Raw genomic sequence first — 25,019 nt, forward strand, 5'->3', positions numbered from 1 at the left:
CGCTTACTCTTAGGGGTGAAGCGCGATAGCGTAACGCACCGATTTAATAATAGAGGTGGTGGTGGTAATCTGGGGATTTTGTTGTAAAAAAGCGGATATTTGTTCGATTCCGTCTTCGTTGGGAGAGAGAATAACGGTGGCGACTTCTGGAATTACTCCAGCTTGGAGACTTTGATAATCGGTAACACCAGCATCGAGGAAAACTACGGTAGCGGTTAAACGCTGATTTCTCGCACTATCCACCCGATTAGCTTGACTCAAGCCATCAGATTGAGCAAAATTGAACAAAACATCGTCAACAGCAGAAAGGCTCGGCAAAAGGGTAGAAGTCATGACGTTAACCGCAAAAGATTAATGCGACTATTTTGTGCAAACAATCCCGAATTTTTCAAGGTTTCTATAACAAAAATTAACATTTATACAAGAAACCGGGTTTCTAAATAGGCGTTTTCTCATGGTTTCTTGAAAAAAACCATTTTCTCAGTTTCGTGGGTTGTTGCAAGATATGCAATCTGAACGACGTTCATAAATTGTATTTTTATTAGTTTATGGGACACAAACAATTCCTAATCCTGCCATTTGACGAATATGATCATCAAAAGCGAATACCTTAAATATTTGTAAACGATGAGCCATAACTAAAATAGAACAATCAGTGTAACTCCATTTTTTATCATTGTACTTACAGAAAGCTTCCAAATATTGCCAGATCATCGCTATCTGACACATTGATATAACGATGATCTTCTCTTAGTATTTGACCCACTTGGATTGAGGCTCGACTAGATACCTTGCTCCGAATCCAAGTCACAGTTTCATCGAATACCGATTCGAGAATAATCCAATTATTATGAGGATTTTCTAAGTAATATTTTTGAGCACTTTCGTGATGAGTTTCAGATTTGACAAAAAAGGCAATTAAAGCAGAAGTATCAACAATAATTTCTTTGTCCACAATTTTTAATAAATAATTTCATCGATGTTTTCAGCGTAGTTAGTTACAACTTGACCCCGATTATCTTGTCCGATAATATATTTAGGCTCAGGTTGGACAATTTCTAAACTTCCACAAAGTTCCCAAGTACGAGTCTTAGTAATATCTGGTAATTCAGCTTGAACATAATTTTCCAAAGCTTTGATAACAATCTCTTGAACCGAGGATTTTTGTTCTTGCAAATGAGATATTAATTCGTCGGGAATTTCGATCAATATTTGAGTCATTGATAAACCTTAGAGATTAACGTTGTTTTACTAACATTATAGCCTGTTTGTGAATTATAACCAAGAGACGCAAATGCAATTACCTGAATCAGTTACCAAAAGGCTAACAACTGTTCACTGATTCAGGTGATTCGCCATAAGTCCAGAAAACGGGTTTCTTCAAGAAACCCGTTTTCTAGATATTGATTTTTGCCAAAGACTGCTTAAATTCTGCGAGAGAATTAGCAGTAGCTGCTAATTTTAGTAGCTCTTCTAAGATAGTAGGGTTAGTCATTTTAAGGAGTTGACATGATTTTTTCCTGAATAATAGGGTGAAAATTAAACAATTAAAGAAGGCACCATCCAGACGGATTGAGTGCCGTCGAGGTCGGTATCCGGTCCAATTAGCGCCGGGTTGCGGTAGCCCGGGAGGACGGAGACGGCGAAAACCTCCTCCACGCCGCTATTGAACCAAAAAGTCGCCACCAGTTGACTGGTAGCCAGGTTGACAATAGCCAACCCGCACCGCAATTGATTACGCCGCTCATCCAGGGGTAAACCGCCAAAAACCGCCGTTTCCCGCACTTGGGACAACCCGACAAAGGCGTGACCTTCCCAACAGTCCAAACCCCGGGTAAAACCGGGCAATTCCGCCACGATTTCCGTGCTACCAGTTTGGGGATGCCAACGGTTCAAGGTTCCATAACCGGAATTGAGGAAATAGAGATTACCCTGATAAAGGCGGGGAGAATGGGGCATAGCTAAACCCCGCAAAATCACCTCTCCCCTAGCCACATCAATTAAGCATCCGCCCTGGGCCTTATTCTCTCGCCAGAGGCTTTCCTCGTTGGTTTCCCCTAATGCCGTTACATATACTGGAGTGCCGCTATTTTCAGCCATAGCCAAGCCATTGAGGTGGCAGCGGTCTCCGGGGACTAACTCGGTAATAAAGGGCGGTTTCCACTGGGGTAGAAAACTCCAATTTCCTTCGATAGTTGCCAGACAGTTAAATAGGGTATTGACCACCCAAAGGCGATTACTGCCAAAGGCCAAATCATGACCCATAATCGGACCGGTGAGGTGAGAGGAGCGGGCCAAAAAGGCGATATCCTGTTCCCCTTCGGGTTTAATCTGGGGGGCAATCTCTCGATTAGCGGGTAAATTCCAAATTGCCTGACGAGCGCCCACAGCAATTCCGGTAGCGGTTCGGGTTAAACCCATTGCTTGGTCAAAATGGGCGAAACTCACCCGTATTTGTCCTTTATAAGTGCCAATGCTGGCCACTCGTCCCGCTTGGTAGGTGGAAATCAACACTGAGAGGTCAAGCTGGTTGAGTAATTCCGGCAGATTGAGGCTGTACTCATAATTGACCGGCACTGCTTGGCGCTGAGATGGACTCGCTGCTGGCTCTTGGGTATCTGAAAACTGGTTAGTCTTGGGCGGCAAGCTGTCCATAGAGTTTTTTTTGCATGGATTAGAATCGATTGTGATAATTGATTATTGTCTATGGTTTGTTGACTAAGGGGTTCTAATTAATCCCCCCTTGCCCCCCTTAATAAGGTTTGATCCCCCCTTGCCCCCCTTAATAAGGGGGGTGGTGATGGGTTTCAGTTGGCATTAATGGGTTCTATTATAGACAAATTAATCAATATTATTTATAAAGTTTTCTTAACTTTTTTTGTATCAAATTTACCTGAACGGTAGTATTAAATACTTATGATTGAGTTTGTATAAAACACTTTTGCAATTTAAGCTTGTGTATAAAGTTTTATACACAGATTCAACATTTCTGGTCACTAAGCCACAGCAAATCCCGTATATTTGCGTATTTTAGGATAACGAAAACCCAGGACTATATCTTCTTTGGGAATACCTGCCTCCATCAAATCAGTAGCTATGCCTTCCTCCGTTTCATCACATTGAATCCAGACTTTATCGACAACCAAGCTAAGGTGAATTGGTGTTGCATGGAGATACTTATTGCCACTCCAACCGAAATCTAAAACTAGATAATGTCCTCGTTCATCATCAAATATAACCTGAGAAGTGTAGCCATCAGGTAAAGTAGCACGATAGTTAGCATGATTCTGGAGAACAGTCTTAATAATACCTTGATATTTTAATCGGGTATCCATTGCACGATTACCTCACTTTCATCATCAAAGACAATTAATTTCACAATCTGATTCTTTAGCAATACCTGCCCTAATTCTATACTAAAAACACTGTTAAAAGTTGGCTGAGATATGGCCAGATAAAGAACTCGCTCAACTTTCATCTCGTTAAGGATTTGACGATACAAGACGTACTGCCCCAAAGCTTGCTGTAAATCCTTTACGTCAGACTGTCCTACAAAGCTTTTCACTTCAACGACAATTTTCCGCAATTCTTTCTCCGCACTGATTAAGCGTTCTGCTCCCAAATCAGCGGATAAACGCTTCTTGCCAATTTGAAGTGGAAAAGGATCGTGAGTGATTGCCCACCCGTCCTTCTCTAAAGCAAGTTTTACAGTGTCGTGGTAAATATCTCTTGCAGACACAAAAATTCAGAGGATAAATACTCTAATCAGCAGTATAGCAAATTTTTCTGTTCTCAAGACCTCTTGTAAAAATCAAAAGACGAGTGCCTACAGCAATTCCGGTAGCAGTTCGGGATAATTGACCGACACTGCTTGGCGCTGAGATGGACTCGCTGCTGGCTCTTGGGTATCTGAAAACTGGTTAGTGTTAGGCGGCAAGCTGTCCATAGAGTTTTTTTTGCATCGATTAGAATCGATTGTGATAATTGATTATTGTCTATGGTTTATTATGGTTTCAGTTGGCATTAATGGGTTCTATTATAGACAAATTAATCAATATTATTTATAAAGTTTTCTTAACTTTTTTTGTATCAAATTTACTTGAACGGGAGCATTAAATATTTATAATTGAGTTTGTGTAAAACACTTTTGCAATTATGGAATTTTGGAATTGACGAAATCTAGCCAAGAATTTAACTTAAGCTTATTCTTTTGGATATAAACTTGATTCTAGAAAAACTATTGGTAATCAGAAAATGCTGACTTCATCGCCTCCCAATCTCTCGCAACTTGCCCTTTTATTTCTCAAAATCGGCATTATCGGTTTTGGTGGTCCGGCTGCCCATATCGCTTTAATGGAGGAAGAAGTGGTTAAGCGTCGCGGTTGGATGACTAAGGAGCGATTTCTCGATTTGGTGGGGGCAACTAATCTGATTCCTGGTCCTAATTCCACGGAAATGGCTATTCATATCGGTTATATTTTTGGTGGTTTAGCGGGTTTAATAATCACGGGGGTTTGTTTTATTACTCCTGCGGTGTTAATTACGGGTTTTCTAGCTTGGATTTATACTACCTACGGGACTTTACCGGATGTGGCTCCGATTTTTGCGGGGATTAAACCGGTAGTAATTGCGGTGATTTTTCAGGCACTCTGGCGCCTAGGCAAAAAGGCACTGAAAACCCGTCAATTACTCTTCATCGGATTGGGAGTTATCGGATTATTAATCTTAGGTTTAAATGAAATTATCGCTTTACTGTTAGGCGGAATTATCGGGATGTTTATCCTAAAAAAATTCGCTACCTTTCCCCTGATTGTGGCAGGAATAGGCGGTGCGACGGCGGTTGCTACTCCTAGCAATATCCCACCGACATTAACAGGATTAGGGCTATTTTTTCTCAAGGTGGGTAGTGTTTTATTTGGTAGTGGTTATGTGTTAGTTGCCTTTTTAGAAGGGGATTTAGTGCAGGGGAGAGGATGGTTAACCCAGCAACAATTATTAGATGCTATTGCTGTGGGTCAATTTACCCCTGGTCCGGTGTTATCTACAGCCACTTTTATCGGTTATCAAATATTAGGAGTATCGGGGGCAATTGTGGCAACTCTAGCGATTTTCTTTCCTTCTTTTATCTTTGTTTTATTACTTAATCCTCTCATTCCTAAGCTGAGAAAATCCGCTTGGGCGGGTGCTTTTTTAGATGCAATTAATGCTAGTGCCGTGGCTTTAATGGTAGCAGTAATTTTTAATTTAGCTCTAGCTACTTGGTTACAACCCTACGGGAATTTACCTTTTAATTTATTGGCTATCATTCTATCTCTTATCTCCTCTATTCTTTTACTACGTTTTCAGGTTAATTCTACTTGGTTAATTCTGGCTGGTGCGCTTATTGGTTTGCTCTTAAAACAATTAGGTTAGGGGGAAATAAGTCAATGGTTCTAATTGAATATTAAGATAGATTTTGCCTTTTATCCCCCCTTAATTCCCCCTTGATACCCGCTTAATAAGGGGGGTGCTGATCCCCCCTTAATCCCCCCTTGATACCCGCTTAATAAGGGGAGTGCTGATACCCCCTTAATCCCCCCTTAATAAGGGGGGCGCTGATACCCCCTTAATCCCCCCTTAATAAGCTATCCATTAGTCGGATCTTTCTTAACAAAAAGAGAAGAAACTTAAAAAAAGGGGAAACGATTGATAGGTATAGTTTTGAAAGAAGGAATTAAGGTGGAGGTAAGCAAAAAAATGGAGAAATGGGCAGCCCAAGAATTACAATATGCAGACCTGGGGGACACCAGAAGAAAGAAAAGGTTAATCAGTATCGTAGAAAACTTGGCCAGCCAACCTAGTACAAGTGTGCCACAAGCTTCGGGAAATCTAGCCGCAGCGAGTGCCACCTACGACTTTTGGAATTCCCCCTATTTTCACCCCTCAGATATAATTGCCGCCCAAGCCAAAAGTACAGTAGAAAGAATCAAAGAACATCCAATAGTTTTGGCAGTGCAAGACACAACAAGTTTAGACTTTACGACGCAAAAAGCAAAAAAAGGAATGGGTTATCTAGATTATAAAAAATCCTTTGGTCTCAAAGTTCATACCACCTTAGGAGTGTCAGCGCAAGGAATACCTTTAGGACTGATTAATCAATATGTCTGGGCAAGAGAAGAAAAGAATTTAGGGATTGCCAAGCAAAGAAAAAAAGAGAAACCGAAGAAAAAGAAAGTCAAAGATGGTTAGAGTCTGTATCAGAAACACAACAACAAATACCCGAAGATATTCAAGTAGTAACAATCGGAGATTGTGAGGCAGACATATTTGATTTATTTGCCCAATCAAGAAGTCCTAACTCTCATTTATTAATCCGAGGAACTCATAACCGAAAAGTTAACTATCTCGAAGACAAGCAAAAGTCAGGGCATCCAGAGCCTAAATATTTACATCAATCCATCAGAGAAATAAAAGCCTGTGGTAGCCTAGATGTGCAAGTAAAACGCAATCCTAATCACGAGGCTAGACTAGCTAAACTAACAGTTAGATTTGCCAGTTTTGAAATACAAGTACCTAAGCATCACTCGAAAGCGAACCCTCGTCAACCGGTCAAATTACAGGTAATTTTAGCTGAAGAAGAAAATCCGCGTCCTGGAGTTAATCCTATCAGTTGGCTCCTCTTAACTAGCCTAGACATTAGTAGCTTTGAATCAGCGATAACCTGTGTGCGCTGGTACAGTTATCGCTGGTTGATAGAACGCTATCATTTTGTTTTAAAAAGTGGTTGTGGATTAGAAAAACTGCAATTAGAAACGGGTCGTAGAATTGAGATGGCCTTAGCTACCTATTCAATTGTAGCTTGGAGATTACTCTGGTTAACCTATCAAGCACGCTTACACGGAGAGGAGAGTTGTGAAAGTTTTTTGGAAGAACATGAATGGCAATCTTTGTGTGCCACTATTCATAAAAAGAGTCCGCCACCTGAAAAGCCGCCCTCCTTTCGAGAAGCGGTCAGAATGATTGCTTCTCTTGGGGGGTTTTTAGGTAGAAAAGGTGACGGTGAACCAGGTGTTAAAACTATTTGGTTGGGACTGCGAAGGTTACATGATATCAGCCAGACTTGGAAACTATCTCATCAAATTAGTCCCCCCATAGAACCCCCTTGAGCCATCTTGCACACTTTTCTCTTTTTGTCAAATTTTATGTTAAGAAAGATGTGACTAATGGATAGCTTAATAAGGGGGGCGCTGATCCCCCCTTAATCCCCCCTTAATAAGGGGGGCGCTGATTCGTTAAACTGAGCTTTTCTACCCAGTTGTAGATCTGATCGCGATTTAGTCTATAGCTTAGAGGATGGGCGATTAATCGAGCGCTACTAGCAAATAATTCGGCAATTTCTACTAAACCATTTTCGCGTAAAGTTCGACCGGTGGAAACTAGGTCAACTATCGCTTCTGACATCCCCGTAATCGGGCCTAATTCTACGGAACCATAGAGAGGTATAATCTCGACGGGAATATCTAAACGACGAAAATAATCCTTAGCACAATTGACAAATTTTGAGGCAACTTTACCGTGATGGGGAATATCTAAGGGACTTTGATAGGGACTATCAGCAGGGACAGCTACCGACATCCGACAATAACCAAATTTTAGGTCAATTAAATTAGCCACATCGGGAGATTTTTCCAATAAAATATCATAACCGGCGATGCCTAATTGTGCCTGACCGTATTCTACATAAACTGGTACATCTGTGGCTCTGACTAATAACGCTTTCGCTTGGTTAGTGGGGTCGGTAATCTGTAATTGGCGATTTTTTGAGTCAAGAAAGGCACTAAAATCTAAGCCAATCTTTTGAAATATTTGGATACTTTCGTTTAGTAAAGCACCCTTCGGTAAGGCAATTGTTAGCATAGAGGGAATTATGAATTGGGGTGTGGGGTTTTTCAGTGAACAGTAAACAGTAATCAGTAATCAGTGAACTGAAAATTCGCCTCTGATAACCGAGATGGCAGTAAGTTCTCTAATGACCACATCAGCTAATTGTAAATCTTGATGGTTTTCCGGTTGCCAACTAATTGCGATCGCAGCTGCTGATTTTGCCTGTTTAGCCATTTCCCAATCGGCCCTAGTATCCCCTATCATCAGGGTTTTGTCCACTGGGGTCCCCAAAGCTTGACAGGTTTCTTGCAATAATAAGGGATCGGGTTTACTTAAACCTCGATCGCAGCCCCGAACAATTTTAATATAATTTAATAGGTGATTTTCTTTGACAAATTGCTCAACTCGTGCTGTGGTATCGGAGGAAAGAATCGCCAATTGTAAACCGGCCGCGTGCAGATAACGAATTACTTCTAAACAGTGGGGATAGAGGGGATTTAAGCGGGGGGGAACCTTTTCATCGGCCGCTTGAAAGGCCGCTTTTGCGATCGCCATGGCCGTTAACCAATCCCGGCCGGTGGAAGCAATACAACCGGCAGCGACGATATGATTATCTCTGCGGCTGCCCACTGCCATTAAACCAGCAGGATTGAGACTATTTGCCCCAATACCGAAAGTTTTGGTTAATAAAGACTCTAAACCAGGGATTTGCGATTCAATGGCTTGTATCCGGGCTATAGCTCGATCGTACCAGAAAGCTCGCGAATCCTCTAGCGTACCGTCCTTATCAAAAACAATCCCTTGAATATCTCTAAATTCTCGATTACCACAGCGAATTATCGGCAAATAAACCCCCTTATTTTTATCTATATTGTCAGTCATCATTTTAGCTTTCAGGATTAAGGAGACAGGATTCAGGAGACAGGAGATTATTTCTATTTATTCTCCCCATCCCCCCACTTCCCTACTTCCCACACCCTACACCCCACACCCCACTTCCCCACACCCCACACCCCACTTTCCTATACCTTTTAAACAGGATTTAGTATTACTCCTCAAAGGCAGCTTTTTGCTGACGGACTAAATCGACACCGCGGGAAGTTCCCAGACGGGTGGCCCCGGCCTGGATAAGAGCGAGCGCTTGTTCAAGGGTGCGAATTCCGCCGGATGCTTTAATTCCTACCCTGCCTTTGCTAATTTCCTTGAGAAACTTCACATCGCTAACCGTTGCTCCTCCAAACCAGCCGGTACTGGTTTTTAGATAACTCACTCCTGCATCCATGCAAATTTCTGCCGCTAAACGTTTCTCGGTGTCCGTCAGTTGCGAGGTTTCCAGAATCGCTTTCACTGTCTGGCCAGTTTCCTGACAAATACTAGCAATTTCTTGGAATAATTCCTCGGATTTCCCATCTTTTAGCCAACCGAGATTAATAACCACCTCTAACTCCTTAGCACCATTATCTACGGCTTCTAAAGCCTCATAACGTTTAACTGTGGAGGTAGTGGCCCCTGCGGGAAAACCAATCACGGTAGAAACTAAAGTTTTTTTGCCGTGGAGTAACTGCACCGCTTGCTTAACGGCAGCGGGATAAACGCAGACGGTGGGAAAATGATATTGATCAGCCTGTTGACAGTAAGCCTCTAATTGTTCACTGGTGGCGGTGGGCATGAGGAGAGAATGGTCGATATATTGTGCTAAATCTAGATCAGAATCGGTGATAGCCATTATCTAAGCCTCAATATAGTCAATCGATCGCTATTTTCTCATTTTATGGAAGTCACACAGCAAAGTCATCTCTCGTTAACCTAGAAATTCCGAGACTAGCAAAAATCCAGTAACCTAGGAAGAAACCGTCACAAGTGAAGACTAGGAGACAATAGACCTATGTTAGAAGCGTATCATCAGCACGTTGCCGACCGAGCGAAATTAGGTATCCCTCCCCTTCCCCTCAACGCTCAACAAACGGCGGAATTATGCGAAATACTCAAAAATCCGTCCGAAGAACTCAAGGGAGAATTGCTGACCCTGCTGCGTGACCGTGTTCCCCCCGGAGTTGACGAAGCGGCCTACGTTAAAGCGGGATTTTTAACAGGAATTGCCAAAGGTGAAATAAAATCTAGCGTTATCTCCGCTCAGGGTGCGGTTAGCTTACTGGGAACCATGGTAGGTGGTTATAACGTTCATTCTCTGATTGAACTGCTGAAATCCAGAGATATTAATATCGCCGCCGCTGCTGCCAGCGCTTTAAGTAAAACCCTGCTGGTATTCGACGCATTTAACGAGGTTTTGGAATTATCCGACACCAATCCCTACGCTAAACAGGTTATCGATGCTTGGGCCAATGGTGCTTGGTTTATCGCTAAACCGAAACTTGCTAAAGAAATTACCGTCACCGTCTTCAAAGTACCGGGAGAAACCAATACAGATGACCTATCTCCTGCCCCCCATGCCACCACCCGGCCCGATATTCCCCTTCATGCCTTGGTAATGTTAGAAACCCGTCAACCGGGGTCCTTAGAAACCATTGCCGAATTGAAAAAATTAGGTCATCCGGTCGCCTATGTGGGGGATGTGGTTGGGACTGGTTCCAGCCGAAAATCGGCAATTAACTCGGTTCTCTGGCATATCGGCGATGATATTCCCTTTGTACCTAATAAACGTGCTGGTGGCTATATTTTAGGCAGTAAAATCGCCCCTATCTTCTTTAATACTGCTGAGGATTCCGGCGCTTTACCGATTGAATGCGATGTTAGCCAAATGAACACGGGGGATGTGATTAAAATTTATCCCTACGAAGGCAAAATCACCAACGAAGCGGGCGCAACTATTAGCACTTTTAGCCTCAAACCTGAGACAATTCTGGATGAAGTGCGGGCCGGCGGTCGTATTCCCCTCTTAATCGGTCGCAGTCTCACCGATAAAACCCGTCACGCCTTGGGACTTGAGGCTAGTACCCTATTTACCCGTCCAACTATGCCTAGTGACACCGGTAAAGGTTACACCCTAGCGCAAAAAATGGTCGGCAAAGCTTGCGGTTTACCCAGGGTGCGGCCGGGTACTTCCTGTGACCCAATTATGACTACGGTAGGGTCTCAGGATACCACCGGTCCGATGACCAGAGACGAGTTAAAAGAGTTAGCCTGTTTAGGTTTTAGCGCCGATTTAGTCATGCAGAGTTTCTGTCACACGGCAGCCTATCCGAAACCGGTTGATATTCAAACTCATCACCAATTACCAGACTTTTTCTCTACCCGGGGTGGGGTGGCTTTACGTCCGGGAGATGGCATTATTCATTCCTGGTTAAATCGGATGTTATTGCCGGATACGGTGGGGACTGGCGGCGATTCTCATACTCGTTTTCCCCTGGGAATTTCCTTTCCTGCGGGGTCGGGTTTAGTGGCATTTGCGGCCGCTTTGGGAGTAATGCCTTTGGATATGCCGGAATCGGTTTTAGTGCGTTTTACGGGGGAATTACAACCCGGTGTAACTCTGCGCGATATTGTTAATGCTATTCCCTACGTTGCCATGCAAGAGGGCAAATTAACCGTGGAAAAACAGAACAAAAAAAATGTTTTTAACGGTCGCATTATGGAGATGGAAGGGCTGCCGGATTTGAAATTAGAGCAGGCTTTTGAGTTAACCGATGCCACGGCGGAACGTTCCTGTGCCGGTTGTACGATTAAGTTAAGTACCGAGACAGTGGCGGAATATTTACGCTCTAATGTGGCCCTGTTAAAAAATATGGCGGCCCGGGGTTATAGTGATGCCAAAACTATCCTACGTCGGGTAGCAAAAATGGAACAATGGTTAGCTAATCCTGTCCTGATGGAGGCGGATAAGGATGCCGAATATGCGGATATTATCACCGTCAACTTAAACGAGATTAAAGAACCAATTGTTGCTGCACCCAATGACCCCGATAATATCAAGTTAATGTCGGAATGCGCTGGGGATAAAATCGATGAGGTGTTCATCGGTTCTTGTATGACTAATATTGGTCATTATCGCGCCGCCGCTAAGATATTAGAAGGAGCGGGAGTTGCTAAGGCTAAACTGTGGATTTGTCCCCCCACCCGCATGGATGAAAAACAATTGCGCGATGAGGGAATGTACGGCATTTTTGCCGCTTCTGGGGCCCGTACTGAGATGCCTGGATGTTCCCTTTGTATGGGTAATCAAGCGCGGGTTGAAGACAGAGCGACGGTATTTTCTACCTCAACTCGTAACTTCAATAATCGCATGGGAAAAGATGCGCGAGTCTATCTAGGTTCCGCCGAATTAGCGGCGGTTTGTGCGCTGCTGGGACGCATTCCCACCCTTGAGGAATACCTGGCAATTGTCACCGAGAAAATTAATCCTTTTGCTGGCGATTTATACCGCTATTTGAACTTTAATGAAATCGCTGGTTTTGAGGATGAAGGCCGGGTAATTCCCCTAGAAGATTTACCTAAGATTGAGGATATCTTAGGGATTCCTTCCGGTGTTTTGAGTTAGTATGAAGGTTTAGGGTGAGCTATGAAAAGCTCACCTTCTGCTCAGAAAATAAAGAGGTAAAATTTATGGGAATGCCCTGTGAAGTGAATAGTATTTTAAAGTTAAAACCATCTCAAGGTTATCCAGAAAGTTTGGAATTATCTAAACAGTATCAAGGGAGCAAAGAAGATTATAGAATTATTCCTGTTGATGTTCCAATTCCTTTGGTAAATGAACATTGGGTCGCCTACGCAGATGTTATCATTGAAAAATTAGTTTGGGAAAATCGTCAAACAACAGTTTTATTTAGAATTGATAGGATTTATCCAGTCCCTTTTATTGTCAAAGAAACTTGAAATTAGATGAAGGATCAACAACGAATAATTATTGCAAGAATTATTAAGTATGAATTTGATTATTTTCTCAGAAAATTCAAGCCTTGGGAAAAATTTATATTTTTGTTATACTTAATAGTAGCGATTGTGACAGGTTTAGGGGATGCAAGTTCATTTTTTACAGGAGAGAATAGTCCTATACCTAGGGAATGGAAATTGTTAAAAAGTCCTCAAATAGTTACGATTATATCTATTATTATCTTAGGAATTCCTGTTCTACTCTCTCAAACACAGACTGGACAAGATACTGTTGAACTTTTAGAAACAATTCGCTTAAACATTGTGCCAGCAATCAGTAGTTCTTTAGAAGAATTATCTGTTGATATAAAACAAAAATTTAATCTACAGGGCAATATCAGAGTATCCTTGTGGATACCAGTGAGACAAAAGTTATTTACTTGGAATCTCCAAATGGTATGTAAAACTAGCAGTGTATCTGATAGGGAACTAGAGGCACTTTTTGAATTAGATGAAGGGGTAATTGGTTACACATACCTGAAGACTATAAGAAAGTATGCTTTGGAGTTTGTTGATATTTCTAATTCCCAGCAATTACCGTCTTCTTATGTCCCTCTCCAAAGAGACAATGAACTATTAATTAATCCTCATATAAAAATTGTGTTAGCTGTAGCTGCACTGCAAAAAAGTTCTATTCTGGGACTATTAGCTGTTGATACCGATGATAGTGCGGATTTAAGCTCAATGAATGATAGAAATCTACATAGTAGTATTTTAGACTGGATGACACAATACAATAACGTTGTTAAATTACTCTGGAGAATGAAGAATAATGTCTAGGGTATTGACTAGGTTAAGCAATTGACTCATGATAACAGTAGGGGTAAGACCTAAACCACAGAGGAAACTATTATGTCTGAGTCACTAAAACAACAGAGACAAGCACCTAGTTTAAAGTTAATTGAAATATTAGAAGATGGTAGTGCCAAAACTTTTATCTACGAAGATCCCGAAAAAAAGAACAAATCCAGCTTTATTGCTCGAATAAAGGCTAAAATACAACAAAAACTCAGACCATCAGCTAATTAGTTCTTATGTATTTGCCAGATCATTTGTACACAAGGGGGTTATCTACCCCCGGATTTGTTTTTATAGTCATGACCGATTAGTTTGATACATTCTAGATATATGAAGCTCTTATCCTGTCTAGTATTAATATTCTCAATCTTAATTGAAATCGCTGGTTTTGAGGATGAAGGACGGGTAATTCCCCTAGAAGATTTACCTAAGATTGAGGATATCTTAGGGATTCCTTCTGGTGTTTTGAGTTAGTTGACCGGTTATGGGTCATTTCGATCGAGGCGAAAGATTTCTTTTGATTTCGATCAAGATGACCCCTCTAACGATCGAATTTTCGACAATTATAGGATTTTTTTCGATATACGGAATGACAACTCGATAAAATAAAAATATGAAATTCGAGTGGGATCGACAAAAGAACCGAGCGAATATCATCAAGCACGATCTAGACTTCGCGGACGCGCAGCGGATATTTGAACATCCCATTCGAGTTTCCCTTGACGAACGAGAAAATTATGGCGAAGATCGATTGATAGGAATCGGTACGCTCGATGGCCGAGTGGTAGTTGTCGTTTTTACAGAACCGAGTAGAGATACAATTCGTATTATTTCACTTCGTAAAGCTTTACCCTATGAACGAAAACGATATGAACAATACCTCCGAGACGAATTGGGAGAAAGTTGACGCTCTTACGGAAGAGGAAATCGACACATCCGATATTCCGCCCTTAACCGAGGAGTTTTTTAGTAAATCGCGGTGGTGGAAACCTGTAGAGAAAGTAAATGTTCTTGTTCAAGTAGATCCCGAAACCCTAGCTTGGTTTCAATCACAGGGCGAGGATTGTGAACAAAAAATGTCCGCCGCTTTACGGATTTATGCGGAGGCTCACAAAGTATAGTCAAGTTTAGTTCGGGTACAAGCCACACAATAAAAAAGTTCGCTATCATTTTGAGCGGGATGAAAAGCCACACAATCTCATTTACCAATAAATCGCCTTAAATGAAATGATAAAAGTGAGTACGAAAAATTATGATTATAGATGTACCGACTGGAGATGATTTTAAATCCGCTGGCATTGATTTTTTAAATCTGGCTTGGGATACGCTGATAAGTTTATCTACAAAACTTAAGGATGCGGAATATTTTTATAATGTGTATTATAGCGATGAGAATGAAGAAGTAATCGATCAATTGTCATCTGAGCAATATTGGAAACAAGCACAACGTCCATTGAGTACAGCCCTTTCCCTTATTCAACAAGGAACCGAATTTCTCTTAAAAGGTCATATTGCTACAGTTAGCCCGTATTTACTAATTTCAGGAGATCCGAGTAATTATCCCAGTAAATCTCATGAGCGCAATATCCGTTTTAGTGAATTTAAAACAATTGATGCACAGGATTTAGTCAAAGTTTATAACACCGTATCGACTGATCGATTACCAGATAACTTTCGACAAAGATTTGAAGATTTGAGAAGCAAGCGAAATATAATTATGCACACTGTTAGATCCTGAATTATATATAAAAACTAAAGAGCTGTTTGTTGAAATTCTAGAAATTTGTCATTATTTGATAGAGCCAAACTCGTGGATAAAAATTCGAGGACAATTCATTCAAAATAAACCTGAATCTGTTCTATATAGCTCTGAAACCAGAGAATTATATAATTGGCTGGCTTTAGAAATAAACCTTGTAATTGATTTGTTAACACCTTCAGAAAATAATAAATATTTTAATTTTAATAAAAAAACAAGACGTTATTTCTGTCCTAGTTGTTATAGTGGTTTTAGGGAAGATTACGAAGACGAACAGATTCCAAGATTAGCTCAACTAATACCTAATGAACCAACTAGCAACACTATTTATTGCCTTGTATGTAATGAATCTTATGAAGTATTGCGGGAAGATTGCACAGCTGAAGATTGTCTGGGTAATGTCATAGATCCTGATGATGGTACATGTCTTACCTGTGGTTCGGACAATTTTCGAGATTAATTGTTGAAATTGTAATAAATATCTTGTATGTATTAATTTCTTTATTTTTTTAATCGGACAAGAAATTTATGAAAAGTTTTTCGCTCAAGCTGCCATACAAATAATCTTGCAAAAGTATCAAATTTTATTGTTAATTGTTGACACTAATCAGGAGGAATCGTCCAATGGATAAACTAAATTATTATCAAAACATAATCAAGAAAATTCTCACAGAATATGCAGAAATTTCCTCACAAGTACCCGATCAAGACATAGAAGAAATATTGATGTTTGACGATAATAGAAGCCAATATCTTTGGTTTAATATTGGCTGGAAAAATGGCAAACGAATTAAAGCAATTTCCGTTTATCTTCGTCTAAAAAATGACAAAATTTATATTGAAGAAGATTGGACAGAAGCAGGTATCGCCACGGAATTAATGCGCTTAGGAATTCCCAGCAGTGAGATAGTTTTAGCTTTTCAACCTCCCGAAGTGCGTCAGTTTACCGAATTTGCGATCGCCTAAAAATTATTCTTTACTTTCTCGTCAGATGAGGAGTCGCTAAAATCGAGTATTTAAATATACTTGTTTCTCGGTCATTGCTGCCACTTCATCCTTGACTCGCCGGTTCAAGGGTTGGATATTTTCCGAGCAAAAGTGCTACAATGTAATTTTAGGGGTCAAAACAATCAAGGAGAAGAGCATGGTCAGCAAAATTGATCGCCAAGCATTTTTACAATCCTTAATCGTGCCACCGGGTAAAGAAATTTCTCTGCACAAAGACTACGATGCCCGGTTTAAGCCAGACTACATTACCAAAGAAGATGCCACACTGCTGCTGCAACAGGGGATCGAAAAAATGGCCGAGTTTCAAGATAAACTCTATGCCCAGGATACCTATGCCCTCTTAATTAATCTGCAAGCCATGGATGCGGCGGGTAAAGATGGTACGATCAGACACGTTATGTCGGGCTTAAATCCCCAAGGCTGTCAGGTATTTAGCTTTAAAGTTCCCTCGGCCGAAGAACTAGATCACGATTATCTCTGGCGATATTATAAAGCTTTACCAGAGCGGGGTCGTATCGGTATTTTTAATCGTTCCTACTACGAAGAATTATTAGTCGTGCGCGTCCATCAAGATTTATTGGAACGGCAAAAACTCCCCCCAGAAGACAGAACCAAGAAAGTTTGGCAGCGACGTTTTGAGGAGATTAATAATTTTGAAAAATATCTGGTCAACAATGGGGTTATTGTCCTAAAATTCTTTCTCAATGTTTCTAAAGAAGAACAGAAAAAACGATTTTTAGAAAGAATTGATCGCCCCGAAAAAAACTGGAAGTTTTCCGAAAATGATGTCAAAGAAAGAGCTTTTTGGGATGATTACACGAAAGCCTACGAAGAGGTATTCAATCATACCAGTACCGAGTGGGCCCCCTGGTATATTATCCCGGCTGATCGCAAATGGTTTACCCGTTTAGCTGTGGGGGCGGTTATTTATCACACCCTGGAATCCCTCGGTTTACGATATCCCACCGTCACGGAAGAACATCGCCAAGCTTTACTGAAAGCCAAAGAAATCCTGGAAAATGAGCAGGATTAAAAATAGAAGAAAATCCCCAAAAAGCGATAATTGCCAGAAAATCGATCTCTTGAAGAAATATTTTTATTCATGTCGTCTTTTCTGTTAGGCTTAATTTTTGTCAATTATTGATCAGTAATTCCCAGATTTCTCCCCTATTATTGCCCTGGGAATTGATATTTCTTCGGGCTTTTACCCTTTGAATATTATAATTTTTATATAGGTCATCAAAAAAATTATTGTCAGAGTCAAAGTTTTTAAGGTCGGAATTGCTTAAAATAAATTTATAACCCGCTCGATCGACTTGATCGATAAATTGTTTTAATCTTATTTGCTCCTCATCGTTAAAATCTTCTTTGGTATAAGAGGTAAAAGCTGATGTTTTTTTAATCGGTTTATAGGGAGGATCAAAATAAAATAAAGTCTTGTTATTGGCATAATTTAGAGTTTGGACAAAATCTCCTTGTAGGATCGTCACTTTCTGTAAATGATGATTGACAGCTAATAAGTTTTCTTCATTGCAGATCAACGGTTTGACATATTTTCCAAAGGGGACATTAAAAAGTCCTTTGCTATTGACTCTATAAAGTCCATTAAAACAAGTTCTATTGAGAAATAATAACAAAACTGTTTTTTCTAGACAGTCATCGCAGCTGCGAGAATTAAATTCTATTCTTTTATCCAAAAAAAACTTTTGTTGTTCCTCTAGATTTTTAAGTTCATAAAAATCCTGCTGAATTTTTTTAAGCTTGACTATTAATTCTTTGACATTATTTTTAATAACATTATAAGCCATGATTAAATCAGGATTAATGTCATTAATAATAACTTTTTGGACAGGAGAAAAATTATTTAAGACTGAGAATAAAACTGCCCCACCTCCGACAAAAGGTTCAATGTAGTTAAACTGACAATTTTGAGAAATCTGGGAATTAATCAAAGATAGAATATTGGGAACCAGTTGAGTTTTGCCTCCCGCCCACTTTAAAAAAGGTTTGGCACTAACTGTTTTCCTTTCAGACAAAGAAGTGGTCATTATTCCTACCAGATTATCCTAATCTATTCAATTTACAGCGCAATTCATGAAAACCTGAAAGGCGGATTTGATATCAGAAAGGTAAACGGGGCATTTTTTTCAATACTGACTCAATTTGGTTGATTAAATCCAGCAGACGATTGCCATCCACATGAACCTCGCTGGTGGGATAATTAGCGAGGACTTCGATGATTTGAATCTCATTATCATTAATGGCAGAAGTGACTAAGGCACCGCGTAAAGCTTGCCGACTAGCAGTCCGATTGGGTGTATGGACAATTTCAGTCGCATAATCTAGCAAACTTTCGCCAAAAAAACTATTAAGAAATTTGGAAAGAAAGACGGCATCCACCGCTACCCGACGATTAAGGATTTTGCGGAATTCTTCAGGTTTTTGGTTAGCCATCTTTAATTGTGCCGCTAAAGCGGGAGCTAATTCGCCTGTTTCGCTCAATTGCTTTAATTCTGATACCGATACGGACCCTTGGAAGATGTAGTATTTGATGATAGCTGATTCGGCGGCTGACAAAGGCTGACAAACACCGAGAAAGATAGATATTCCTAGGGGAAGTAAAAGATTTTTGAACATAAACCAAAGGTACAAAACAAGCGAAAAGCGATCGGGATGATTGACTCATTCTAGCGAAATTGGTTGCCGCTTAGGAAAAACTGAAGACGGTGTTGGTTATCTAGAGATGAATTTTCTAGTCACCCAACTAGAAGCAGAAAGCTGATAGCTTAATGCTAATCACTAATTTACATTCGCGAGAGGGCAGCGATTTTTGCTAGTTTATCTTTTTCCAAACCGTTGAGATCCTCTAGCTTTAACCATCCTTCCTTTAATAGTTGAGCAAAGACAAAAATTAGGGAAGTATAGCGATACTCATATTTACCATCAATCTGATGTCGTCGGGCGCTTAGATAATCGTGCATTTGCCAGATATCATCTAAAACCGTGATCTGACCAGACTGTTCTTTAATATGTTCTATTAAAGTCCTAGTTTCTCGCTGATAAGCTTTTTGGAAAGCAGTTTGAGCAATTTCTTGTTCGGTATCTGACCAAATTATTTCACTCATAGGCATGATTTTAGTTTTAGGGATGATAATTTTGGGTTTTTGAACTACCTCGACTCTTTTCGCCCACATCTGTAAGAATGATTGTTTAGTTATTCTTACCTAGATCGCAGAAGAAACCGGTGTATTTACCAATTTTTTTAAGTCAGCCTTTTAATTGTATAAAAAAAAGAGTTCACTTGACAAGGAACTCTAATAAGTTTCATCAGAATTTTTAATGATTTCTCTCAGTAGCTATTTAGCCACGGGCAAAGTTTAATAATTCTTTCGGAGAAGCTAATAAATCGATCGCCACGAAGAAAATTTTATTATCAGGAGTTAGGAGGAAGCGCCATGCCATATTCATACCCACACCCGCACCAAACCAGGGGGTTTGTACTTTTCCCGTCACTTTAATCTGAGTAAAACCGTCATCGGCGGGTTCCACCACACCGCGTTCGGGGATTAATTTTAAATTTTGGCATTCTTCGCGGAAAAAGCGATATACTGCCTCTTTACCGACGACGGGACGTTGGAAAGGTGGTTGCAGAGCGCCGTCAGGGGTGAATAATTCAATTAATACATCAAAGTCATTAGCGTTGAGGTTGTCCATATAGTTGAGGACGGTGGCATTGGTAACGCCTTCAATGCTAACTTTGGTCCGTTCGGCAATATTTTGGGGAGGAACCACGGGTTCGGAAATACGGTTATAATCGCCCAGTTTCTTCGGATCGTAGCCCATATCGACCACACAATTCCGCAGAACGGTGATTTGTTGTCCCGACTCTAATTTTTTAATCCCGTCTAAAACGGCACTAGCATTAGCAGATAGTTCATAACCCTTGGGAATTGGGGCAACACTGCCATCTTCCATCCATTGTCCTAATTGATACCAGAATCCCAGCTTGATATTAGCAGACCAAGTGCCATAGGTACGACAAATCGGGGTGTCAGCATGGTTGGCTAAGTCGCACATCACCTGCGACTGTTGCAGGGGTGACATCTGCCGAATTTCATTCATGGTTTTTTCGGCAAAGACCATACTAGCAGCGCCGGGGGCGGCAACGGTGATGGTTTTGCCCATTTCTAGATAGGCAAACCAAATCAAGGCTAGTTGATCTTCGGTATTCAGCTGATTGAAACGCGCAATCGTGGCAGGAACCACATCCGCTGACAGCGTGTTGGGGAAAATGCTCCGCGCTGATTCGATCGTAAACGGCATAGATTCACCTTGAAGTAAAGTTTTGTATCAATTTACCCTCATTCTATCATATTTGCGCCCCAAGGCAGCACCACTAGAGAAACTTTCCCAAAAAAAGCTGTACTTTAGATCACACTTACCCGGGATTATCACAAAATCTTAATGGTTGAACAACTGTTCCATCACTTATTTAGGGTTGGCGGCAGCAGCGAGCGATCGCTGTTTGGCGATGCTAGATAATGAAAAGTATCTCTAGAGGATGATTTTTGCTGCTCTAACTCGTTTTCAACCCGGGACTACTCTTGATCATCCCTAGTTTTTTCTAGGATTTCTCACCCCGTAGCAGGCCGTAAATTTCATCGGTATAGTCATAAAACTGAGATTGTCGTTTAATTTTATGATTACGATCTAGGGGTAAATTAATTGTTAATTCCCGTTGTATAGTCCCCGGCCTAGCACTCAAAACATAAATACGTTGAGCTAAAAAAACCGCTTCATCCACATCATGGGTAATCATTAAAATACTACACCTAATTTTTTGCCAAATTTCAATTAAATATTCGTGCATTCTTTCTTTGGTTTGTACATCTAAAGCTGCAAAGGGTTCGTCCATTAATAAAACTTTGGGATGACAAGCAAGAGAACGGGCGATCGCAACCCGTTGTTTCATCCCACCCGATAGTTCTCTGGGGTAAGCATTAGCGAATTGAGTTAAACCGACAATATCCAGATAATAACAGGCCACTTCCCAGCATTCTTTTGTCGATAATCCCTGTAGTTTTAAGCCAAATTCAACATTTTTTTGGATCGTCATCCAGGGATAGAGTGTATAATTTTGGAAAACCATGCCGCGATCGGCTCCCGGCCCTGTCACTTCAACACCATCAACGGTAATTTTGCCGGAAGTGGGCAGCTCTAAACCCGCAATCATTCGCAACAAAGTTGATTTTCCCGAACCAGAGGCCCCGACCGCACAGACAAATTCAGCACTTTCAACGTGTAAATTAATATCTTTCAGAGCGACCACAGCACCTCGTTTAGTGGTGAAAATTTTATTGAGTTGAGTAATTTCTAAGTGCATTAAGGTTCTTCTCTTATCATTAAAATAACTTTACTGGTGACAGAATAAACTCTGTTATTGAGTTTTTAAGTTAACGAGTAATTGACCATTTACAAGTCCACTGCAAAAACAAACGAAAACTTAAATCTAGGGCAAAGCCAATAATTCCCAGGACAATTAAACAGGCAAAAATTTCATCGGTTCTCAGAAATTTCTGAGCCAATAAAATCCGTTTGCCTAATCCATTATCGGCCGCAACCAATTCCGCCACTACTACCAAATTCCAGGCGGCCGCCATATTAACCCGAAAAGTATCGATAACATTAGGAATAATATAGGGAGTAATCACTTTAAATAAAACCTGTTTTCGAGTTCCTCCAAGGGTATAAGTTACTTCGATCAATTCACGGGGAATGAACTTAACTGCATCCATAATCATCAGGGTATTAAAGAAAATTGTCCCGATAAAAATGAGCATAATCTTTGATGTTTCTCCAATACCCAAATAAATAACCAATAGGGGAATAAAAGCAGGAGCGGGCATATAACGTACAACGCCAATGATCGGTTCCATTAAACTACGAATACTCGGAAAAGTTCCCATTAAAATCCCCAGGGGAATAGCAAACAATCCTCCCAAAAAAAAGCCCCCAACTACTCGTAAAAAACTGGTAATAGTATCTTGAATTAAAAAGCCCTGTTCTGCCAATTTTCCTAAGGCCTGAATAACGGCTAAAGGAGAAGGCAAAAATACGGATTCAATGCCCGCAAAACTAGAGATTAGTAACCAGAAAATAAGCGGGACAATAATAGAGGAAACCATTAAAGTCCATTTGAGGGATTCGGGAATATCCTCGGTAATCCGCCAAAAAGTGCTTTGAGGAAGCGTTTTAGGTGTTGTGGTCATGGGATTTGCCAAAGAAAAGAATAATTTTGATAGCCAATATCACCCAGTTATCAAACAATTCTTGAAGTCAATGATCGAGGGACTAATTAGGATTTTTTGTCTTGATTTGCCAACGACTTGACAAATTTGGGCTCTAAAATGGTTGTTAGATCGGGGACTTTTTTAATAAAGCCAACTTCCATCATAAAACCAGCCATTTTTTGAGCGGCAAAGGGCATATTTTTTATGGTTTTCCCCGGACTAAAAGCTTCTAAGTTTTCTTCTAAGGTGAAAAACTTCGTTCCCTCTTTATATAAGGCCAATTCTTCTGGGCTAATGCCGGCACGCTTGGCCATAATCTCATCGGCTTTTTGGGGATTTTTAGCCATAAACTCTCGAACATCAAACCAGGTTTTGACAAGAGCCTGAACCTGTTCTGGTTTTTCTTTGATTAATTTGGCACTGACAACTAATAAATCAGGAATAGCACCGGGAAAAGCTTTGGAACTAATTAATTCTTTAGAACCTTTTCTTTTAAGGGCTGTTGACCAAAAAGGTGGAAAAGCACCAACTGCATCTACTTTTCCCGATGCAAAAGCGGCGGCAGCAGCCCCTGTTTCTATGGGGACAATTTGCACATCTTTACGGCTCATTCCTTCTTTTTCTAGAGCTAAACTGAGGAGAAAATCACCGACAACGCCTTCTTCAGCAGCAACTTTTTTGCCTTTTAAATCTTGAATCGTTTTAATCTCTTCTGTGACAATAACTTTGTCATTTCCTGACGAGTTATCATTAACTAAAACAGCAACTTGACCATTCACTGCATCTCCCGCAAAAGCGATTGTATCGTTGAGAGTTTGACTATTTCCATCTAATTGTCCGGCGGCCAAAGCTTGTAAGGATTCAAGATAACCATCAAACCATTTCATTTGAACATTAGCCCCATTTTTAGCAAATAATCCCTCTTCTTCAGCGATCGCCCATGGCCACCAACCGGCCCAATTACTATAACCGATGACAATGGGGGCAGTATTACTCAGAGAACTACTTGCATTGGGGGTTTGCTGAGGAGCTTGATTACAACTAATGGTCAGGAGTAAGCTACTAAAAAAAACGAGAAGTAAGGAGAAAAAATTGCGCCGTTTCATAGGTAATAGCCTAATAGCCTTTAGAGGTGACAGATAGTAAGTAACGAAGATAGATTTTGCCTTTGATCCCCCCTTAATCCCCCCTTGATAAGGGGGGTGCTAATAGACGGGGGGATACCCCCTTGATAAGGGGGGAATCTGAGAATTTTTAACACCTACCTAATTAAAACAGAAATAAATCTCAAAAACTGTTACTGATTAACAATTCAAAAACCTCGGAATATTGACTTGGCTTTTTAGCCAATTTAACCAGTCTTCTAAACCTTCTCCTGTTTGAGCAGAAAGAGCGATAATCTTTACATCGGGATTCATAGAACGAACATTTGCTTCTAAACGTTGTAAATCAATCTCTAAATAAGGAGCCAGATCTAATTTGGTAATAATCAGACAATCCGCTTCTTGAAACATAATTGGATATTTGAGGGGTTTATCTTCTCCTTCAGTAATACTTAATAGAGCAACTTTAGCGTGTTCCCCTACCTCAAATTCGGCGGGACAAACTAAATTTCCCACATTTTCCACCAACAATAAATCAAACTCTTTGGGGTTATAATCTTCTTTGAAACGATGAATTCCCCCAGCTACCATTTTGGAATCTAAGTGACAGGAGCGACCCGTATTAATGGCAATCACGGGAACTCCATATTGTCTCAGGCGCTCTGCATCTAGTTCTGTAGTCATATCTCCTTCAATAACAGCCATTTTTAATTGATCTTTTAAGGCTGCGAGGGTTTTTTCCAATAATACAGTTTTACCCGCACCAGGACTACTCATCAGGTTTAAACAGGTGATGCCCCACTCGTCAAAATGTTCCCGGTTGTGATCGGCTCCTGCTTGATTGGCATGAAGTAGATTAATTTCTAGGGCCGCGTCAAAAGTTTGGTGCATTTTAGTTGAGAATGAATAATTGATCATCGAACTTGTAGAAGCGATCGCCCAACTTTGTTTAAGAATCTAAAGAATATTCAATGTGGTCAATTTTTAACTCTCGACCTGAACGAATATCCTCCATCGGCGATCGACAAGTTGGGCAGGAATATTGCTGGCCAATTTGGGGTTTATAATCCTTTTGACAGCAATGACAATAAGCAATTAGGGGAATATTTTTAATCGCTAATTCCACGCCAGCCAGAAAAGTATTGGCAGTTTGAACTTCAAAGGCAAATTGTAAACTGACCGGTTCGACACAGGTAAATTCACCAACCATGAGATGAATTTTTTCAATTTTGAGCTTTTCAGGTTGGCTATCATACCAATCTCGAACTGTCATAATTAACGCCTTGGTCATATCAGTTTCGTGCATAGGAA

Annotated in this window: 30 protein-coding genes and 2 pseudogenes; 14 read left to right on the forward strand and 18 right to left on the reverse strand. The window is 40.6% G+C overall.

The window, feature by feature from the left end; genetic code table 11:
• Positions 1 to 9: 9 nt before the first annotated feature.
• From ACQY1Y_RS05600 to ACQY1Y_RS05625, 6 genes and pseudogenes are all read right to left on the reverse strand, one after another.
• On the reverse strand, positions 10 to 333 hold the full coding sequence (locus ACQY1Y_RS05600; RefSeq protein ID WP_430014146.1) for a DUF4347 domain-containing protein: 324 nt from the start codon (positions 331 to 333) through the stop codon (positions 10 to 12).
• 213 nt (positions 334 to 546) lie between these two features.
• Positions 547 to 955: pseudogene (locus tag ACQY1Y_RS05605) on the reverse strand (type II toxin-antitoxin system VapC family toxin).
• Between the two features lie 5 nt (positions 956 to 960).
• Entirely contained in the window at positions 961 to 1,221 is a 261-nt protein-coding gene (locus ACQY1Y_RS05610; RefSeq protein ID WP_002777560.1) for a hypothetical protein, read from the reverse strand.
• Between the two features lie 318 nt (positions 1,222 to 1,539).
• Positions 1,540 to 2,655 carry a TIGR03032 family protein gene (locus ACQY1Y_RS05615; protein WP_430014147.1) on the reverse strand — a complete coding sequence of 372 codons (1,116 nt, stop codon included), beginning with the start codon at positions 2,653 to 2,655 and terminating at the stop codon, positions 1,540 to 1,542.
• Between the two features lie 341 nt (positions 2,656 to 2,996).
• Positions 2,997 to 3,335: a XisI protein gene (locus tag ACQY1Y_RS05620; RefSeq protein ID WP_002732736.1), complete on the reverse strand. Its 339-nt coding sequence runs from the start codon at positions 3,333 to 3,335 to the stop codon at positions 2,997 to 2,999.
• On the reverse strand, positions 3,320 to 3,739 hold the full coding sequence (locus tag ACQY1Y_RS05625; protein ID WP_002764234.1) for an element excision factor XisH family protein: 420 nt from the start codon (positions 3,737 to 3,739) through the stop codon (positions 3,320 to 3,322). Before ACQY1Y_RS05625 ends, ACQY1Y_RS05620 begins: the two co-directional genes overlap by 16 nt.
• Positions 3,740 to 4,254: 515 nt before the next feature.
• Between ACQY1Y_RS05625 and chrA the strand changes: the two genes are divergently transcribed.
• Both chrA and ACQY1Y_RS05635 read left to right on the forward strand, forming a co-directional pair.
• Positions 4,255 to 5,412 (forward strand): chromate efflux transporter, encoded by a 1,158-nt coding sequence (gene chrA / locus ACQY1Y_RS05630; protein ID WP_430014148.1) that lies wholly within the window; start codon positions 4,255 to 4,257, stop codon positions 5,410 to 5,412.
• A 324-nt stretch (positions 5,413 to 5,736) separates the two neighbouring features.
• Positions 5,737 to 7,145: pseudogene (locus ACQY1Y_RS05635) on the forward strand (IS4-like element ISMae7 family transposase).
• Between the two features lie 103 nt (positions 7,146 to 7,248).
• Here the strand turns inward: ACQY1Y_RS05635 and hisG are convergent.
• The 3 genes from hisG to deoC all read right to left on the reverse strand — a co-directional run bounded on the left by hisG (position 7,249) and on the right by deoC (position 9,589).
• Positions 7,249 to 7,896, reverse strand: a complete 648-nt coding sequence (gene hisG / locus ACQY1Y_RS05640; RefSeq protein WP_002794444.1) for an ATP phosphoribosyltransferase — start codon at positions 7,894 to 7,896, stop codon at positions 7,249 to 7,251.
• 60 nt (positions 7,897 to 7,956) lie between these two features.
• Positions 7,957 to 8,748, reverse strand: coding sequence for an HAD family hydrolase (locus ACQY1Y_RS05645; RefSeq protein WP_430014149.1), 792 nt, complete (start codon positions 8,746 to 8,748; stop codon positions 7,957 to 7,959).
• 163 nt (positions 8,749 to 8,911) lie between these two features.
• The gene (gene deoC, locus ACQY1Y_RS05650; protein WP_430014150.1) at positions 8,912 to 9,589 is read right to left on the reverse strand and encodes a deoxyribose-phosphate aldolase; all 678 of its coding nucleotides are present in this window, start codon (positions 9,587 to 9,589) and stop codon (positions 8,912 to 8,914) included.
• A 159-nt stretch (positions 9,590 to 9,748) separates the two neighbouring features.
• On the opposite strand from deoC, the gene acnB reads away from it, so the two are divergent.
• The 12 genes from acnB (at position 9,749) to ACQY1Y_RS05710 (ending at position 17,348) form a co-directional block, all read left to right on the forward strand.
• A complete protein-coding gene (gene acnB, locus ACQY1Y_RS05655; RefSeq protein ID WP_430014151.1) occupies positions 9,749 to 12,358 on the forward strand; it encodes a bifunctional aconitate hydratase 2/2-methylisocitrate dehydratase in 2,610 nt (869 codons plus the stop codon).
• Between the two features lie 14 nt (positions 12,359 to 12,372).
• Entirely contained in the window at positions 12,373 to 12,693 is a 321-nt protein-coding gene (locus ACQY1Y_RS05660; protein ID WP_223210942.1) for a DUF2584 domain-containing protein, read from the forward strand.
• Between the two features lie 6 nt (positions 12,694 to 12,699).
• Positions 12,700 to 13,530: a hypothetical protein gene (locus ACQY1Y_RS05665; protein ID WP_430014152.1), complete on the forward strand. Its 831-nt coding sequence runs from the start codon at positions 12,700 to 12,702 to the stop codon at positions 13,528 to 13,530.
• A 72-nt stretch (positions 13,531 to 13,602) separates the two neighbouring features.
• The gene (locus tag ACQY1Y_RS05670) at positions 13,603 to 13,779 is read left to right on the forward strand and encodes a hypothetical protein (RefSeq protein WP_002785471.1); all 177 of its coding nucleotides are present in this window, start codon (positions 13,603 to 13,605) and stop codon (positions 13,777 to 13,779) included.
• 99 nt (positions 13,780 to 13,878) lie between these two features.
• Positions 13,879 to 14,022, forward strand: coding sequence for a hypothetical protein (locus ACQY1Y_RS05675; protein WP_002761373.1), 144 nt, complete (start codon positions 13,879 to 13,881; stop codon positions 14,020 to 14,022).
• Between the two features lie 139 nt (positions 14,023 to 14,161).
• Positions 14,162 to 14,455 carry a BrnT family toxin gene (locus ACQY1Y_RS05680; protein ID WP_002735016.1) on the forward strand — a complete coding sequence of 98 codons (294 nt, stop codon included), beginning with the start codon at positions 14,162 to 14,164 and terminating at the stop codon, positions 14,453 to 14,455.
• Complete coding sequence (locus ACQY1Y_RS05685) at positions 14,403 to 14,669, forward strand: BrnA antitoxin family protein (protein ID WP_002746336.1); 267 nt, start codon at positions 14,403 to 14,405, stop codon at positions 14,667 to 14,669. The genes ACQY1Y_RS05680 and ACQY1Y_RS05685 overlap by 53 nt, the downstream gene beginning before the upstream one ends.
• 131 nt (positions 14,670 to 14,800) lie before the next feature.
• Positions 14,801 to 15,286 carry a hypothetical protein gene (locus tag ACQY1Y_RS05690; protein ID WP_430014153.1) on the forward strand — a complete coding sequence of 162 codons (486 nt, stop codon included), beginning with the start codon at positions 14,801 to 14,803 and terminating at the stop codon, positions 15,284 to 15,286.
• A 55-nt stretch (positions 15,287 to 15,341) separates the two neighbouring features.
• A complete protein-coding gene (locus ACQY1Y_RS05695; RefSeq protein ID WP_002794436.1) occupies positions 15,342 to 15,767 on the forward strand; it encodes a hypothetical protein in 426 nt (141 codons plus the stop codon).
• A gap of 64 nt (positions 15,768 to 15,831) precedes the next feature.
• Positions 15,832 to 15,939 carry a hypothetical protein gene (locus ACQY1Y_RS05700; protein ID WP_268932517.1) on the forward strand — a complete coding sequence of 36 codons (108 nt, stop codon included), beginning with the start codon at positions 15,832 to 15,834 and terminating at the stop codon, positions 15,937 to 15,939.
• On the forward strand, positions 15,932 to 16,273 hold the full coding sequence (locus ACQY1Y_RS05705; RefSeq protein WP_069474981.1) for a XisI protein: 342 nt from the start codon (positions 15,932 to 15,934) through the stop codon (positions 16,271 to 16,273). The genes ACQY1Y_RS05700 and ACQY1Y_RS05705 overlap by 8 nt, the downstream gene beginning before the upstream one ends.
• A gap of 178 nt (positions 16,274 to 16,451) precedes the next feature.
• Positions 16,452 to 17,348, forward strand: a complete 897-nt coding sequence (locus tag ACQY1Y_RS05710; protein ID WP_430014154.1) for a polyphosphate kinase 2 family protein — start codon at positions 16,452 to 16,454, stop codon at positions 17,346 to 17,348.
• 100 nt (positions 17,349 to 17,448) lie between these two features.
• On the opposite strand, the gene ACQY1Y_RS05715 is transcribed toward ACQY1Y_RS05710, so the two are convergent.
• The 9 genes from ACQY1Y_RS05715 to hypA all read right to left on the reverse strand — a co-directional run bounded on the left by ACQY1Y_RS05715 (position 17,449) and on the right by hypA (position 25,014).
• Positions 17,449 to 18,363 (reverse strand): DNA adenine methylase, encoded by a 915-nt coding sequence (locus ACQY1Y_RS05715; protein WP_430014155.1) that lies wholly within the window; start codon positions 18,361 to 18,363, stop codon positions 17,449 to 17,451.
• Positions 18,364 to 18,436: 73 nt separating this feature from the next.
• Positions 18,437 to 18,952, reverse strand: coding sequence for an alpha/beta hydrolase (locus tag ACQY1Y_RS05720; protein WP_002777581.1), 516 nt, complete (start codon positions 18,950 to 18,952; stop codon positions 18,437 to 18,439).
• A 167-nt stretch (positions 18,953 to 19,119) separates the two neighbouring features.
• Positions 19,120 to 19,509 (reverse strand): hypothetical protein, encoded by a 390-nt coding sequence (locus tag ACQY1Y_RS05725; RefSeq protein WP_002777582.1) that lies wholly within the window; start codon positions 19,507 to 19,509, stop codon positions 19,120 to 19,122.
• 166 nt (positions 19,510 to 19,675) lie between these two features.
• The gene (locus tag ACQY1Y_RS05730; RefSeq protein ID WP_002777584.1) at positions 19,676 to 20,638 is read right to left on the reverse strand and encodes an orange carotenoid-binding protein; all 963 of its coding nucleotides are present in this window, start codon (positions 20,636 to 20,638) and stop codon (positions 19,676 to 19,678) included.
• 301 nt (positions 20,639 to 20,939) lie between these two features.
• Complete coding sequence (locus ACQY1Y_RS05735; protein ID WP_430014156.1) at positions 20,940 to 21,698, reverse strand: ABC transporter ATP-binding protein; 759 nt, start codon at positions 21,696 to 21,698, stop codon at positions 20,940 to 20,942.
• Positions 21,699 to 21,768: 70 nt separating this feature from the next.
• Positions 21,769 to 22,584 (reverse strand): ABC transporter permease, encoded by an 816-nt coding sequence (locus tag ACQY1Y_RS05740; RefSeq protein WP_002760933.1) that lies wholly within the window; start codon positions 22,582 to 22,584, stop codon positions 21,769 to 21,771.
• Positions 22,585 to 22,670: 86 nt separating this feature from the next.
• Entirely contained in the window at positions 22,671 to 23,711 is a 1,041-nt protein-coding gene (locus ACQY1Y_RS05745) for an ABC transporter substrate-binding protein (protein WP_430014157.1), read from the reverse strand.
• Between the two features lie 198 nt (positions 23,712 to 23,909).
• A complete protein-coding gene (gene hypB / locus ACQY1Y_RS05750) occupies positions 23,910 to 24,599 on the reverse strand; it encodes a hydrogenase nickel incorporation protein HypB (RefSeq protein WP_002734828.1) in 690 nt (229 codons plus the stop codon).
• A 58-nt stretch (positions 24,600 to 24,657) separates the two neighbouring features.
• Entirely contained in the window at positions 24,658 to 25,014 is a 357-nt protein-coding gene (hypA, locus tag ACQY1Y_RS05755; RefSeq protein WP_002731704.1) for a hydrogenase maturation nickel metallochaperone HypA, read from the reverse strand.
• Positions 25,015 to 25,019 lie beyond the last annotated feature (5 nt).

The organism is Microcystis ichthyoblabe FBCC-A1114 (assembly GCF_050500245.1).
In the GTDB taxonomy this organism is placed as follows: domain Bacteria; phylum Cyanobacteriota; class Cyanobacteriia; order Cyanobacteriales; family Microcystaceae; genus Microcystis; species Microcystis ichthyoblabe_A.